This is a genomic window from Histidinibacterium lentulum (genome assembly GCF_003789055.1).
GTDB classification, from domain to species: Bacteria; Pseudomonadota; Alphaproteobacteria; order Rhodobacterales; family Rhodobacteraceae; genus Oceanicola; species Oceanicola lentulus.
In genome coordinates this window covers 1-13,081 of sequence record NZ_ML119093.1, presented here as the reverse complement: position 1 = coordinate 13,081, position 13,081 = coordinate 1, and the positions used below count along the sequence as shown (strand labels likewise).

Below are 13,081 nucleotides of genomic sequence, written 5' to 3'. Positions count from 1 at the left end.
TTCCCCCCCGACGTCAGCCCTCGGTCCCGTGATCCCGCGGCCGGGGGCGCGTCGGAATTTCCTTCAGGAGCCCGCCGACACCCATCCCGGCGATCTCCGCGGGTCCGACCGGAATGCCGCAGACGACCCGCTCCAGCACCCTGTCCGCGCCGTTGAGTGCAGGAGAGCGCGCGCAGCCCGGCAGGCCGATCACCGGCGAATCTCCGAGCCGAGCGAGAAACAGCAGGTTGCCCGGATCGACGGGCATCCCGACATGCAGCACCTCTCCCCCCGCCCGCCGCACCGCCTCGGGCCCCACATCGCGCGGATCGGACGTGGCCGACCCGGTCAGGATCAAGACGAGCGGCGCCTTCGCCGCGCGCAGCGCCTCCGCCAGCGCCTCCGTCTCGTGGGCCACCCTCAGGGGCCCGTCCATCCCTGCCCCCAGCCGTGCCAGCCGGGCCTCCGTCGCGGCGGCCCCCTTGCCCGGTCCGGCATCCCCCACCAGCGTCTCGATCAGAAGCGCGCGCTCCAGCCGCGTCTCCGACAGCCCGATGGCCCCCCGCCCGGCCTCGCAGGCGAACTCCAGGGCCCGCTCCGGCACGCCGTAGGCGATGATCTTGACCGTGGCGATCATCGTCCGGTCGTCGCAGCGCTGCCACTCGGGCACCGTGGCCACGGTGATCATCGGATCGACGGCGTTCACCCGGTCGATGGCGGCACGGTCGATCCGGGCCACTCCGGGCCCCTCGGCGTGGAGGTTCACCCGTCCCGTCGCTGCCCGTGTCACCCGGATCCGCGCGCCGGGGACGACAAGCGCCTCCGCGAGACGCGCCGCCGCCGCGTCTTCTCCGAGATCGCCCGGCCCGAGCCGCGCCACCGTCACCTCGCGCCATCCCGCCGCCGCCAGCGCCGCGGCATCCTCGCGCGTGAGGACCCGGCCCTTCTTCAGCCGCAGGTCGCCCTGCCGCAGGGAATGGGCGAGGACCGCTCCGACGCAGTCGGCCACGGGGACGGGACCGAAGTCCATCAGCCGCGCCGGAGCGTTGCAGTGATCTCGGCCATGATCGACACCGCGATCTCCGCCGGCGAGCGCGCCCCGATGTCGAGCCCGACCGGCGCGTGAATGCGCGCGATGTCACCCGGGCCGAACCCGGCCTCCTCGAGCCGCGCCACGCGCTTGGCATGGGTCCGGGTCGACCCGAGACAGCCCAGGTAGAAGACCTCCGAGCCGAGGGCGGCGCGGATCGCCGGATCGTCGAGCTTCGGATCGTGGGTCAGCGTGACGACACAGCTCCGCGCGTCGAGTCCCAGCCCCGCCAGCGCCTCGTCCGGCCAGTCGTCGAGGATCGTCTCGCCCGGAAACCGCGCCTCCGCGCCGAAGGCCGGACGCGGATCGACAAGGACCGGATCATACCCGCAGGCCCGTGCCATGGGCAGCAGGGCCTGTGCGATATGGACGGCCCCGACCACCACCATCCGCAAGGGCGGATTATGTACCGCGACGAAGGTCTCTCCGTCCTCCTCGAGCCCTGACCGGTCCATGCGGAACCGGTCAGGCCACTCCGTGCGCGCGCCGAGCCGCGGCGCTCCGTCCTTGAGCGAAGTGACATAGGCGACGGGCCGCCGCGCGGCCCGCTCCGCCACCAGCGCCTCGAGCACGTCCACCGGCAGCGCCTCGCCCACGGGCTCCACCAGAACCCTGATGCGCCCGCCGCAGGCCAGCCCCACCGCGAAAGCCTCGTCGTCGGAAACACCGTAGTCGAGAAGCCTCGGCCGGCCGTCCTCCAGGGCATCCAGCGCCTCGACGACCACCGCGCCCTCGACGCAGCCCCCCGAGACGGAGCCCTCCATCGCGCCTTCCCCGTCGATGACGAGCTGGCTGCCCACCGGACGCGGCGCCGAGCCCCAGGTTTCGACCACGGTGGCAAGCGCCACCTTTCTGCCGGCATGGTGCCAGTCGAGCGCGAGTGCGGGACTATCTGTCATGAGGGCCTCCATCGCCGCCACGATACGCCCTCCGATGAGGGGTGCAACGCCCCCTGTTTTCTGGCCGGACATATCCCGGGGGAGACGGCGGCGGCAGCGCGCCTCACGGCCAGCCGCCGAGATCAGTCCCCGAGCATCCAGGCGCCGTCCGGCCAGAAGGCGTGATAGGCGAAGGCGAACATCACGTCATGGGGCAGGTCCGCGCCCGCGGCATCGCGCACCCGCACGTTGCCCACGTCGCGCCCCTCCGTGATCTCGCGCGTGTCGAGCGCCGAGGCCTGCCCGGCCTGCCAGCTCAGCACCACGCCCGCCTCCTCGATCCGCCCCTCCTCGGCGAGGCGCGCCATCGGCCAGGCCCTGTCGCCGACCCTGACGACCCGCTCCAGCGGACCGATGCCGTGGGGCGGCATCTCGCCGTTGTAGAGGAACGGCCGGTCGGCGCTGTCGTAGCGCACATACGGATTGGCGCCGTAATCTCGGGCAAATCCTGTCGGCCGAGCCATGACGAGCCCTTCCGGATTGCGCTCGGCGAAAAGTGCCCAGCTCTCCATCCAGGACGGCAGCGTGTCCAGCCGCATTCCCGTCAGGTCTCCGACGATCGCCTCGCCCACCGCCTGCTGCCACCAGCTTTCGGTCTGGCGGTCGTACATGATCATGTCCGAATGGCGCAGCTTGCCAGAGACGCCGAACTCGAGCATCCCCGCTTCCGTACGCCGGTCGAAGGTGATGCCCGAGTTGCAGAGCGGACAGAAGGTGACGGCGACCGGAATGCCGCCGACCTCGTCGTTCACGATCTCGTGCCAGGTCAGGTACCGGATCGGATAGGCCCGCGGCGTCTCGCCCTCGATCTCGAGGGTGATGACCGGCTCGCGCGGGGCAAGCTCGGTTTCCTCGGAGACGGGGCGGAAGACCGGGTCCTCGATCGACGGGATCCCGTCTTTCGGGGGACCGCCGGAGATGATCTCGACCCAGCTTCCGACCGAGGAGACGGTGAAATCGGTGTCGGGCCATTCTGAAGTCCAGAAGGCCGGAGGGCGGCCCTCCGCGGCGGCTGCGACCGCAAGGCTTGCCGCCGTCAGAACCGCGCCGACCGCCAGAACCATCCCGCGTTTCATGCCGCAGTCCCCGTGCAATGGTCGTCGCGGCGAAGGCTGGCATCCTGCCGCCCCCGCGTCACCCCACCTCACGCAAAGGTGCGCGGGGCTGCGGCGGGGCCCCATGATCCTCGTTGAAGCTCATGTACGATCATTCGTCCGATGATCGACCCCGCCAGGCCGGTGCGCTCAGGGGGCCGGACGCACCGCGGCCGCCGCGATCCGGTCCGCGCCCGCGCCCACGACGCCGTTGCCGCCCGCACCGCGGCGGATCGCGTCGACGACCTCCATGCCCGAGACGACCTCGCCCACCACCGTGTACTGCCCGTCGAGATGGGACGCGCGGTCGAACATGATGAAGAACTGCGAGTTGGCCGAGTCGGGGCTCGCCGCCCGCGCCATCCCCACCGTGCCACGGGTGAAGGGCACGTCCGAGAACTCCGCCCGCAGGTCCGGCAGGTCGGACCCGCCCATGCCCATGCGGGACACGTCGCCGTCCGGGCCGCCGAATTCCACGTCGCCGGTCTGCGCCATGAAGCCTTCGATCACCCGGTGGAACGCCACGCCGTCATAGGCCCCCTGCCCCGCCAGCGTCACGATCCGCTCGGCATGGCCCGGTGCCGCCTCGTTGAGGTCGATGACCACCGTGCCCGCGGCCTCGCCCGCCACGCAGAGCGCCAGCCACGGCCCCGGCGCCCCGGCGGCAGGTCCCGTCTCCGCGGGGACGGCGTCGAAGGCCGCGTCGAAGCCGCAGGAGGCCGCATCGAACTGCGCAAGCTCGACCGGCGGCGCGTCCTCGGGCTGCGTCATGACATAATAGCCACCGATGAGCGCGAGGCCGGCGGCGAAAATCGCATAGGGCATGATCCGGTTACTCCACATCCGCCGCGACCCTGACGGAGATCATCCGGTCCGGGTTCGCCGGGGGCTCGCCTCGGGTGATGGCGTCCACATGTTCCATCCCCTTCGTCACGCGACCGTATACAGTGTACTGGCCGTTGAGGAAGTGGTTGTCGCCGAAGTTGATGAAGAACTGCGAATTGGCGGAATTCGGGTTCTGGCTGCGCGCGGCGCCCAGTGTCCCGCGGTCATGGGGAATGCGGCTGAACTCGGCCTTCAGGTCCGGCTTGTCGCTCGAGCCCGTGCCGGCCCGGCGCGCATTGTAGTCCTTTTCCATGTTGGCATGCTCGACATCGCCGGTCTGGGCCATGAAGCCCTCGATCACCCGGTGAAAGGCCACGTTGTCATAGGCCCCTTCCCGCGCGAGCTCCTTCATCCGCGCGCAATGCCCGGGAGCGATGTCGGGCATCAGCTCGATGGTGACGGTGCCGTCCTTCAGTTCGATCAGTATGGTGTTCTCGGGGTCGGCCATGGGATCCTCGCGTGCTTGTCTGGTCGCGGCGGACGCTATGCGCGCTGACCTTCCGGGGCAAGGGACGGAACCCGCGCTCCCCAAGGGAGTATTTTCGGCCAGATGAGGACAGCAGGACCGGCGCGGACGGCGGGTGCGGTGCATTTGCCCCGCCGGGGCGGTTGACCGGGACGGGCGGAGCGCCCATCACAGCTGCGTCACCACGAGGAGAAAGCGATGGCCTGGAAGAGCCTCGACGACATGGATCTCGCCGGCAAGCGCGTGCTGACGCGGGTCGACATCAACGTGCCGATGGAGGACGGGCGGGTCACCGACACGACCCGCATCGACCGCATCGTGCCCACGGTCCGGGACATCCTCGCCAAGGGCGGGATGCCGGTCCTGCTTGCTCATTTCGGCCGCCCCAAGGGCAAGGTCGTCCCGGAGATGTCTCTGCGCCACGTCCTGCCCGCGCTCGAAGCGGCGCTGGGGCGCGAGGTGACCTTCACCGAAGAGCCCTCGGGAGAGGCGCTCGCCGCCCTGCCCGAAGGCAGCGTCGTGCTGGTGGAGAACACCCGCTTCTCCCCGGGCGAGGAGAAGAACGACCCCGAGATGGCGCGATTTCTCGCCTCGCTCGGGGATATATACTGCAACGACGCCTTTTCCGCCGCGCACCGTGCCCATGCCTCGACCGAGGGCGTGGCGCATCTGCTGCCCTCCTGCGCCGGCCGGTCCATGGCGGCGGAACTCTCGGCGCTCGAGGCGGCGCTTTCCAGCCCCGAGCGGCCGGTCGTGGCCGTGGTGGGCGGGGCCAAGGTCTCGACGAAGCTCGAACTTCTCGGGAACCTGACGAAGAAGGTCGATATCCTCGTGATCGGGGGCGGCATGGCCAACACCTTCCTCGCGGCCCAGGGGATCGACGTCGGAAAGAGCCTCTGCGAGCACGATCTGGCCGACACCGCGCGGAAGATCGCCGAGGAGGCCGCCGCGGGCGGCTGCGAGATCCTGCTGCCCCGCGACGTGGTGGTGGCCGCCGAGTTCAGGGCGGGCGCCGCGCACCGGGTCGTTCCGGCGGAGGACTGCCCGCCCGACATGATGATCCTCGACGCGGGCCCGGACAGCGTGGCCCATGTCGCGCAGGTCTTCGAGCGCGCGAAGACCCTCGTCTGGAACGGCCCCCTCGGCGCCTTCGAGATCGCGCCCTTCGATACCGCCACCGTATCCGCCGCGCAGAAGGCCGCCGAGCTGACGAAGGCCGGCCGGCTCAGGTCCGTCGCCGGCGGCGGGGACACCGTCTCGGCGCTGAACCACGCGGGGGTCGCGGATGACTTCTCCTATGTCTCCACTGCCGGCGGCGCCTTCCTCGAATGGCTCGAGGGCAAGACCCTGCCCGGCGTCGCGGCGCTCGGCTGACCGCGGACCACAGGTTAGCGCAACCGAAATTGCGGCCCCCTCGCCCGCCCCCTAAGACGGGCGCGACCGCCGCCACACGAAAGGACAGCACCATGAACACGGAAATGGCCGACAAGGTCCGCAAGGGTCAGGGCTTCATCGCGGCCCTCGACCAGTCGGGCGGCTCCACGCCCAAGGCCCTGCGCCTCTACGGGATCGAGGAGGACGCCTATTCGTCCGAGGAGGAGATGTTCGACCTGATCCACGCCATGCGCGCGCGCATCTGCACCTCCCCTGCCTTCACCGGCGACAAGGTGGTCGGCGCGATCCTGTTCGAGATGACGATGGACCGCGAGATCGGGGGCAAGCCCTCGGCGGCCTATCTGTGGGAGGACAAGCGCGTGGTGCCCTTCCTGAAGGTCGACAAGGGCCTCGAGGCGGCAGCCGACGGCGTGAAACTGATGAAGGACATCGGCGGCCTCGACGATCTGTGCGAGCGCGCGGTGGGCCACGGCGTCTTCGGGACCAAGATGCGCTCGGTCATCGACGCGGCGAACCCCGGGGGCATCGCCGCCATCGTCGCCCAGCAGTTCGAGGTCGGCAACCGGATCGCGGGCCATGACCTCGTGCCGATCCTTGAGCCCGAGGTGACCATCACCATCCCCGACAAGGCCGAGGCCGAGGCGATCCTGCAGGAGGAGATCCTGAAGCACCTCGAGGACCAGGGCCCCGAGATCATGCTGAAGCTCTCGCTGCCCAGCGAGGACAACTTCTACCGCCCGCTGATCGAGCATCCGAAGGTGCTGCAGGTGGTGGCGCTCTCGGGCGGTTATTCCCGGGACGAGGCGAATGGGATCCTGTCGCGCCAGAAGGGCATGATCGCAAGCTTCAGCCGGGCACTGACCGAGGGGCTGTCGGCGCAGCAGTCGGATGCGGAGTTCGACGCGGCCCTCGGCGCGACGATCGACAGCATCCACGCGGCGTCGGTCGCCGGATGACGGCGGACATGCTGCGGGCGGCGGTGCTCTTCGGCGCCGCGGCGCTCGCCTCCTGTGCCCCGGCGGCCGACCAGGAGGCCCTGATCGGCCAGCCCTTCTCGGCCGGGCCCTACGGACCGGGCGGGCCGCCTCAGATCGGCTCGATCGACGCCCTGATCGGGGACGAACCCGTGAGCCGCCGCGTCTACGACTACTCCGTGGGCGCCGTGGACCCGGGCGCGCTGACCGTGCCCGCACCCGGGGGCGTACGGCTCTTCCTCATCGGCGCGACGCCGCCCGATCCGTTTCGCCATGCGGGCGAGCTGCGGCTCGAGGCGGTGCTGCCCGATCTCGCCCCCGGCGAGGGGCCGCTCACCATGCGCCTTCTCGTGGACGGGGAGGACGACGGGCCGCGCCTCGAGGGCGAGGGACGGCTTGCGCTCCTGCAGGTCGCGCCCCCGCCCGAGGACACATCGATCAGCCTTTACGGTCGGATCACGGGACGGTTCGAGGCCAGCCTCTGCCCTGCCGGCGGGCATCCGCCCGGCCCTTGCCTGCCCGCGTCCGGCAGCTTCGACACCGCCGTCTACGAGAACCGCTGAGCCGCCCGGCGGGGCCTGAGTCCTGCGCGCCACGCCCCTCGAAAAGCGGCGACAACGCCGATTCCCCTCGTCTCTTTCATGTGGCAGGGTCGCTCGGAAGCCGCCCCCTCAGATGCGGCACATGAGGCAGACATGACCCGCAGTACCGGCCCGCACCTCGGCGCGATTCTCTACCTTGTCGGCATGGTCGTCCTGAGCGCCTATTTCGTCTTTGCCGCCGTGCAGGGCGACTACGGCCTCTTCCGCCGCGCCGAGATTGCCGCCGAGGCCCGCGCGCTCGAAGTGGAACTGGCCCTTCTCGAAGGCGAGGTCGCCCGGATGGAGAACCTGACGCGCAGGCTGTCGGACGAATATCTCGACCTCGACCTGCTCGACGAACGGGCCCGCGACGTGCTCGGCTTCATTCGCGCCGACGAGGTGGTGATCCGCTGAGAACCCGGCCTCAGCCGTCCAGGAGCAGAAGCAGCGGAACGCTGTAGATCGCGGCCCCCGCCGCGAAGGGAAGGAAGCGGCTCTCGCGGCTTTCCGGCAGTTCCTCCTTCAGCACGTTGAGCAGGATCGCGCCCGCAAGGAGCGACGACAGGCCGATGATCGCCTGTTCGGGCAGGTCCAACACGGCCGAAAGCCCTGCCCCTGTCAGAACGGCCCCCGTCAGGATCCAGCGTCCCAGCCCGTCATAGACATGCGCGTGATCGTGGCGCAGGCCCAGATCGACCGTCACGAGATGCAGCGCCAGCGCCACGGCATAGAGCGCGAGGCCCGACAGCGTGTCGTCGTCCCGGTGCAGGAGCAGGTAGCCGACCAGTACGTTGTAGATCGCGAAGGCGCCGAGATGGACCCAGAAGGTCCCGTCCGCGGCGGCGGCCGGCGGCGTGCCGGGCGCCTGGCTGCGGTCCGCGCGCACCAGCCGCTCCAGCCCGTAGAAGGCGGCAAGGCCGGCAAGGGCGAGGACATAGACCAGCGCGCCGGTGTGGGTCTCGGCAAGGTCGCGCTCGTGCTGCGCCAGATCGGGCAGCAGGTGCAGGAAGACATAGGCCACCGACGTGCCGCCCGCCGCCGACACCCACCACGCCCGCGGCAGGTGACCCAGCCGATAGAGCGCCGGAGAGACGATATGCACGGCCGCAAAGAGGCCCGCGGCGAGAAAGGCGAAGATCGCTTCGACGGTCACGCCCGCATCTTGGCCCCTCGCCCCCGCCTGCGCCAGCCCTGCGCTGGCGACAAGCCCGCAATGCGGCACTGCGGCGACTTTTCCCGGTTTCACAGCGGAGCCGGTCAAGCTAGAGATCGTTTAACGCTAAACGATCCGGTCCAATGCGGAGGAGGTCCCATGGCGACCCGAAAGCGCGCGGCGAAGCCGAACGTCTCGGCCGAAGAGCTGATGCACTACTACAAGGAAATGCTGCTCATCCGGCGTTTCGAGGAAAAGGCGGGCCAGCTCTACGGCATGGGCCTGATCGGCGGCTTCTGCCATCTCTACATCGGGCAGGAGGCCGTCGTCGTCGGGCTCGAGGCCGTGGCCGAGGAAGGCGACAACCGCATCACCACCTACCGCGACCACGGGCACATGCTGGCCTGCGGCATGGACCCGAAGGGCGTGATGGCCGAGCTGACGGGCCGCGAGGGAGGCTACTCCAAGGGCAAGGGCGGCTCGATGCACATGTTCTCCAAGGAGAAGCGCTTCTACGGCGGGCACGGCATCGTCGGCGCCAACGTGCCCATCGGGGCGGGGCTCGCGCTGGCGGACCAGTACCTCGGCAACGACCGCGTGACCTTCACCTACTTCGGCGACGGCGCGGCGAACCAGGGCCAGGTCTATGAAACCTACAATATGGCGGAACTCTGGGACCTGCCGATCATCTTCGTGATCGAGAACAACCAGTATGCCATGGGCACCTCGGTCAAGCGCGCCACCAAGGGCATGACCCTGCGCCAGCGCGGCGAGGCCTTCGGCATCCCCGGCGAGGAGGTCGACGGGATGGACGTTCTGGCCGTCAAGGAAGCGGGCCAGCGCGCGGTCGAGAACTGCCGCGCCGGCAAGGGGCCCTATCTTCTCGAGGTGATGACCTACCGCTACCGGGGCCATTCCATGTCGGACCCGGCCAAATACCGGACCCGCGAGGAAGTGCAGAAGATGCGCGACGAGCGCGACCCGATCGAGCATGTCCGCACCATGCTGCTCGAGGGCAAGCACGCCTCCGAGGAGGACCTGAAGGCCATCGACAAGGAGGTGAAGGACCGCGTGAACGACTCCGCGGAATTCGCCAAGGAAAGCCCGGAGCCCGCGGTCGAGGAACTCTGGACCGACATCTACGCCGCCGAGCTGCCCCAGGGGGAGGCGATCTGATGGCGGAGAACGTCACCAATGAGCTCCTTCTCGAGCATCTCAAGCGCATTCCGGACAGGCTGACGCGCGTCGACGGCGGTCTGGGGGATGTCATGACCGAACTTCGCGCCCACAAGGCCATTCTCGGTTCGCTCGTCTCCTCCGAGGCGGTGCGGGATGGCCGGATCGCCGATATCTCTCAACGTCTCGAGCGGATCGAGACACGCCTCGATCTGAGGGAGGCCGAATAACATGGCAACCGAAATCCTGATGCCCGCCCTGTCGCCCACGATGGAAGAGGGCACTCTCGCGAAGTGGCTCGTGAAGGAAGGCGACACCGTCTCCTCGGGCGACATCCTGGCCGAGATCGAAACCGACAAGGCCACGATGGAATTCGAGGCCGTGGACGAGGGCACCATCGGCAAGATCCTCGTGGCCGAGGGCACCGAGGGCGTGAAGGTCAACCAGCCCATCGCCGTCCTGCTAGAAGAGGGCGAGGATGCCTCCGCCGCCGACGCGGCCCCGAGTGCTGCCCCCGCCGAGGCCGAGAAACCCGCCGACGGCGCGCCGAAGCCCGACACCGGCGCCACGGCCCCCGCCCAGGCGAAGAAGGCCGACGAGCGCCCCGCCCCAGAGCCCAGGGCCGCCAGCGCCGCGCCCGAGTGGCCCGAAGGCACCGAGATGAAGTCGATGACCGTCCGCGAGGCGCTCAACTCCGCCATCGCGGAAGAGATGGAGCGCGACGAGAACGTCTTCATCATGGGCGAGGAGGTCGCCGAGTATCAGGGCGCCTACAAGATCACGCAAGGATTGCTCGACAAGTTCGGCGCCAAGCGCGTGATCGACACGCCGATCACCGAGCACGGCTTTGCCGGCATCGGGGTGGGCGCGGCCTTCGGGGGCCTCAAGCCCATCGTCGAGTTCATGACCTGGAACTTCGCGATGCAGGCCATCGACCAGATCATCAACTCGGCCGCCAAGACGCTCTACATGTCCGGCGGCCAGATGGGCTGTCCCATCGTCTTTCGCGGCCCGAACGGCGCCGCGGCGCGCGTGGCGGCCCAGCACAGCCAGGACTATGCCGCCTGGTACGCCTCCGTCCCCGGCCTCAAGGTCGTGCAGCCCTACCACGCTGCCGACGCCAAGGGCCTGCTGAAATCCGCGATCCGCGACCCGAATCCGGTCGTGTTCCTGGAGAACGAGATCCTCTACGGCCGCTCCTTCGAGGTGCCCGTCATCGAGGATTTCACCGTGCCGCTGGGCAAGGCCCGCGTCGCGCGCGAGGGGAGCGAGGTGACCATCGTGTCCTGGGGCATCGGCATGTCCCACACGATGGAGGCCGTGGCCGAGCTGGAAAAGCAGGGGGTCGACGTCGAGGTGATCGACCTGCGCAGCCTGCGCCCGCTCGATTACGACGCGATCCTCGCCTCGGTGAAGAAGACCAACCGCCTCGTGACCGTCGAGGAAGGCTGGCCCCGGGCCTCCATGTCGAACCACATCTCGGCCTACGTCATGGAGAACGCCTTCGACTGGCTCGACGCACCCGTGATCAACGTCACCGGCAAGGACGTGCCCATGCCCTATGCCGCCAATCTCGAACGCCTGGCACTGGTCACCCCCGAAGAGGTGATCGACGCCGTGAACAAGGTGACCTACCGGAGCTGACGGGATGGAGGTGCTTGGCCGGGACAGCGCGCGCGAGGCCTACCGCATCGCCCATGGCGGCGCGGTGGCCTTGCTGCCCGACCACGTCATCGCCTCGGGCCTCCGTCTGACCGGCGGCCACGGCCACCGGACCGCCTATGACTGGATCGCGCGGCATGATCGCGCGATCCGCGACGCAATCGACACGCTGAAGGCCGGGGGGCGCCCGCCGGCGCCCTTCGACCGGATGGACCTCCTGGAGGAGACCGAATGCCCACCGAAATCCTGATGCCCGCCCTGTCGCCCACGATGGAAGAAGGCACTCTCGCCAAGTGGCTCGTGAAGGAGGGCGACACCGTCTCCTCGGGCGACCTCCTTGCGGAGATCGAGACCGACAAGGCGACGATGGAATTCGAGGCCGTGGACGAGGGCACGATCGGCAAGATCCTCGTGGCCGAGGGCACCGAGGGCGTGAAGGTCAACCAGCCCATCGCCGTCCTGCTCGAGGACGGCGAAAGTGCGGAGGACATCGGCACCGGAGCCGAGCCGAAACCGCGCGAGGAAAGCAGCCATGCCGCTCCGGCCGAACCCTCACCCCAGACCGAACCCGCTCAGGGCTATGGCCGCGACGGCGGGCAGCGGGACGGCGCTGTCCCGACTGGCGCGGCCCAGGCGCGGGAGGGCAGCGAGCGGATCTTCGCGTCCCCCCTTGCCCGCCGCATCGCGAAGGATCGCGGCATAGACCTCGGAGAGGTGAAGGGCACCGGCCCCCGGGGCCGGATCGTGAAGGCCGACATCGAGAGCTTCGAGCCCGGCGCCGCCGCGGCCCCCGCCCCGAGCGCGGCCACGGAGGCCCCGAAGACCGCCACCGAGGGCGCCAAGCCCGCCATGCCCGCGGGTCTCGGTGCGGACGAGGTGAAACGGATGTACGAGGGCCGCGCCTTCGAGGAGGTCAAGCTCGACGGGATGCGCCGCACCATCGCCGCGCGCCTCACCGAGGCGAAACAGACCATCCCGCACTTCTACCTGCGCCGCGACATCCGCCTCGACGACCTCCTCGCCTTCCGCTCCCAGCTCAACAAGCAGCTCGAGCCGCGGGGCGTGAAGCTCTCGGTGAACGATTTCATCATCAAGGCCTCGGCGCTGGCCTTGCAGGAGGTGCCCGACGCCAACGCCGTCTGGGCCGGCGACCGCATCCTGAAGCTCGCGCCCTCGGACGTGGCCGTGGCGGTGGCCATCGAGGGCGGGCTCTTCACCCCGGTCCTCAGAGACGCGCACATGAAGACCCTCTCGGCCCTCTCGGCGGAGATGAAGGACCTCGCCGCCCGCGCCCGCGACCGCAAGCTGGCGCCCCATGAGTACCAGGGCGGCAGCTTCGCCGTGTCGAACCTCGGCATGTTCGGCGTGGACAATTTCGACGCGGTCATCAACCCGCCCCATGGCTCGATCCTCGCCGTGGGTGCGGGCGTCAGGAAACCTGTGGTCGGCGAGGACGGCGCGCTGACCGCGGCGACGGTGATGTCCGTCACGCTCTCGGTCGATCACCGGGTGATCGACGGGGCGCTCGGCGCCCAGTTCCTCGAGGCGATCAGGCGGAACCTCGAAAGCCCGATGCTGATGCTGGCCTGAGTGGTTTCGCCGTGCCCTGCACGGCGACCCGGGGGGGGGGGGGGGGGGGGGGGGGGGGGGGGGGGGGCGCGGGGGGGGGGGGGGGGCGGGGGGGGGGG

Annotated in this window: 15 protein-coding genes; 9 read left to right on the top strand and 6 right to left on the bottom strand. The window is 69.6% G+C overall.

Annotated features, from left to right (window positions below):
• Positions 1–13: 13 nt before the first annotated feature.
• The 5 genes from EAT49_RS19455 to EAT49_RS19435 form a co-directional block, all read right to left on the bottom strand.
• A complete protein-coding gene (locus EAT49_RS19455; RefSeq protein ID WP_123643982.1) occupies positions 14–1,009 on the bottom strand; it encodes a molybdopterin-binding protein in 996 nt (331 codons plus the stop codon).
• Positions 1,009–1,968 carry an XdhC family protein gene (locus EAT49_RS19450; protein WP_123643981.1) on the bottom strand — a complete coding sequence of 320 codons (960 nt, stop codon included), beginning with the start codon at positions 1,966–1,968 and terminating at the stop codon, positions 1,009–1,011. The genes EAT49_RS19455 and EAT49_RS19450 overlap by 1 nt, the downstream gene beginning before the upstream one ends.
• A 122-nt stretch (positions 1,969–2,090) precedes the next feature.
• Positions 2,091–3,083 (bottom strand): DUF3179 domain-containing protein, encoded by a 993-nt coding sequence (locus EAT49_RS19445; protein ID WP_123643980.1) that lies wholly within the window; start codon positions 3,081–3,083, stop codon positions 2,091–2,093.
• 168 nt (positions 3,084–3,251) lie between these two features.
• Positions 3,252–3,944 carry a peptidylprolyl isomerase gene (locus EAT49_RS19440; protein WP_425459539.1) on the bottom strand — a complete coding sequence of 231 codons (693 nt, stop codon included), beginning with the start codon at positions 3,942–3,944 and terminating at the stop codon, positions 3,252–3,254.
• Positions 3,934–4,434, bottom strand: a complete 501-nt coding sequence (locus EAT49_RS19435; protein ID WP_123643979.1) for a peptidylprolyl isomerase — start codon at positions 4,432–4,434, stop codon at positions 3,934–3,936. The genes EAT49_RS19440 and EAT49_RS19435 overlap by 11 nt, the downstream gene beginning before the upstream one ends.
• Positions 4,435–4,650: 216 nt before the next feature.
• On the opposite strand from EAT49_RS19435, the gene EAT49_RS19430 reads away from it, so the two are divergent.
• From EAT49_RS19430 to EAT49_RS19415, 4 genes are all read left to right on the top strand, one after another.
• Positions 4,651–5,826 (top strand): phosphoglycerate kinase, encoded by a 1,176-nt coding sequence (locus EAT49_RS19430; RefSeq protein WP_123643978.1) that lies wholly within the window; start codon positions 4,651–4,653, stop codon positions 5,824–5,826.
• Positions 5,827–5,918: 92 nt separating this feature from the next.
• Positions 5,919–6,803: a fructose bisphosphate aldolase gene (locus tag EAT49_RS19425; protein ID WP_123643977.1), complete on the top strand. Its 885-nt coding sequence runs from the start codon at positions 5,919–5,921 to the stop codon at positions 6,801–6,803.
• Positions 6,800–7,384: a hypothetical protein gene (locus EAT49_RS19420; protein ID WP_123643976.1), complete on the top strand. Its 585-nt coding sequence runs from the start codon at positions 6,800–6,802 to the stop codon at positions 7,382–7,384. Before EAT49_RS19425 ends, EAT49_RS19420 begins: the two co-directional genes overlap by 4 nt.
• A 132-nt stretch (positions 7,385–7,516) precedes the next feature.
• Positions 7,517–7,816, top strand: a complete 300-nt coding sequence (locus tag EAT49_RS19415) for an FtsB family cell division protein (RefSeq protein WP_123643975.1) — start codon at positions 7,517–7,519, stop codon at positions 7,814–7,816.
• 10 nt (positions 7,817–7,826) lie between these two features.
• Here the strand turns inward: EAT49_RS19415 and EAT49_RS21635 are convergent, their stop codons facing one another.
• Positions 7,827–8,555, bottom strand: coding sequence for a hypothetical protein (locus EAT49_RS21635; protein WP_123643974.1), 729 nt, complete (start codon positions 8,553–8,555; stop codon positions 7,827–7,829).
• Between the two features lie 159 nt (positions 8,556–8,714).
• On the opposite strand from EAT49_RS21635, the gene pdhA reads away from it, so the two are divergent.
• From pdhA to EAT49_RS19385, 5 genes are read left to right on the top strand one after another with little or no spacing between them, the layout of a single operon-like run.
• Positions 8,715–9,731 carry a pyruvate dehydrogenase (acetyl-transferring) E1 component subunit alpha gene (gene pdhA, locus EAT49_RS19405; RefSeq protein WP_123643973.1) on the top strand — a complete coding sequence of 339 codons (1,017 nt, stop codon included), beginning with the start codon at positions 8,715–8,717 and terminating at the stop codon, positions 9,729–9,731.
• The gene (locus EAT49_RS19400) at positions 9,731–9,961 is read left to right on the top strand and encodes a hypothetical protein (RefSeq protein ID WP_123643972.1); all 231 of its coding nucleotides are present in this window, start codon (positions 9,731–9,733) and stop codon (positions 9,959–9,961) included. The genes pdhA and EAT49_RS19400 overlap by 1 nt, the downstream gene beginning before the upstream one ends.
• Position 9,962: 1 nt before the next feature.
• On the top strand, positions 9,963–11,375 hold the full coding sequence (locus tag EAT49_RS19395; RefSeq protein WP_123643971.1) for a pyruvate dehydrogenase complex E1 component subunit beta: 1,413 nt from the start codon (positions 9,963–9,965) through the stop codon (positions 11,373–11,375).
• A gap of 4 nt (positions 11,376–11,379) precedes the next feature.
• Positions 11,380–11,643, top strand: a complete 264-nt coding sequence (locus EAT49_RS19390; RefSeq protein ID WP_123643970.1) for a hypothetical protein — start codon at positions 11,380–11,382, stop codon at positions 11,641–11,643.
• Entirely contained in the window at positions 11,625–12,983 is a 1,359-nt protein-coding gene (locus tag EAT49_RS19385) for a pyruvate dehydrogenase complex dihydrolipoamide acetyltransferase (protein ID WP_123643969.1), read from the top strand. Before EAT49_RS19390 ends, EAT49_RS19385 begins: the two co-directional genes overlap by 19 nt.
• Positions 12,984–13,081: the final 98 nt, after the last annotated feature.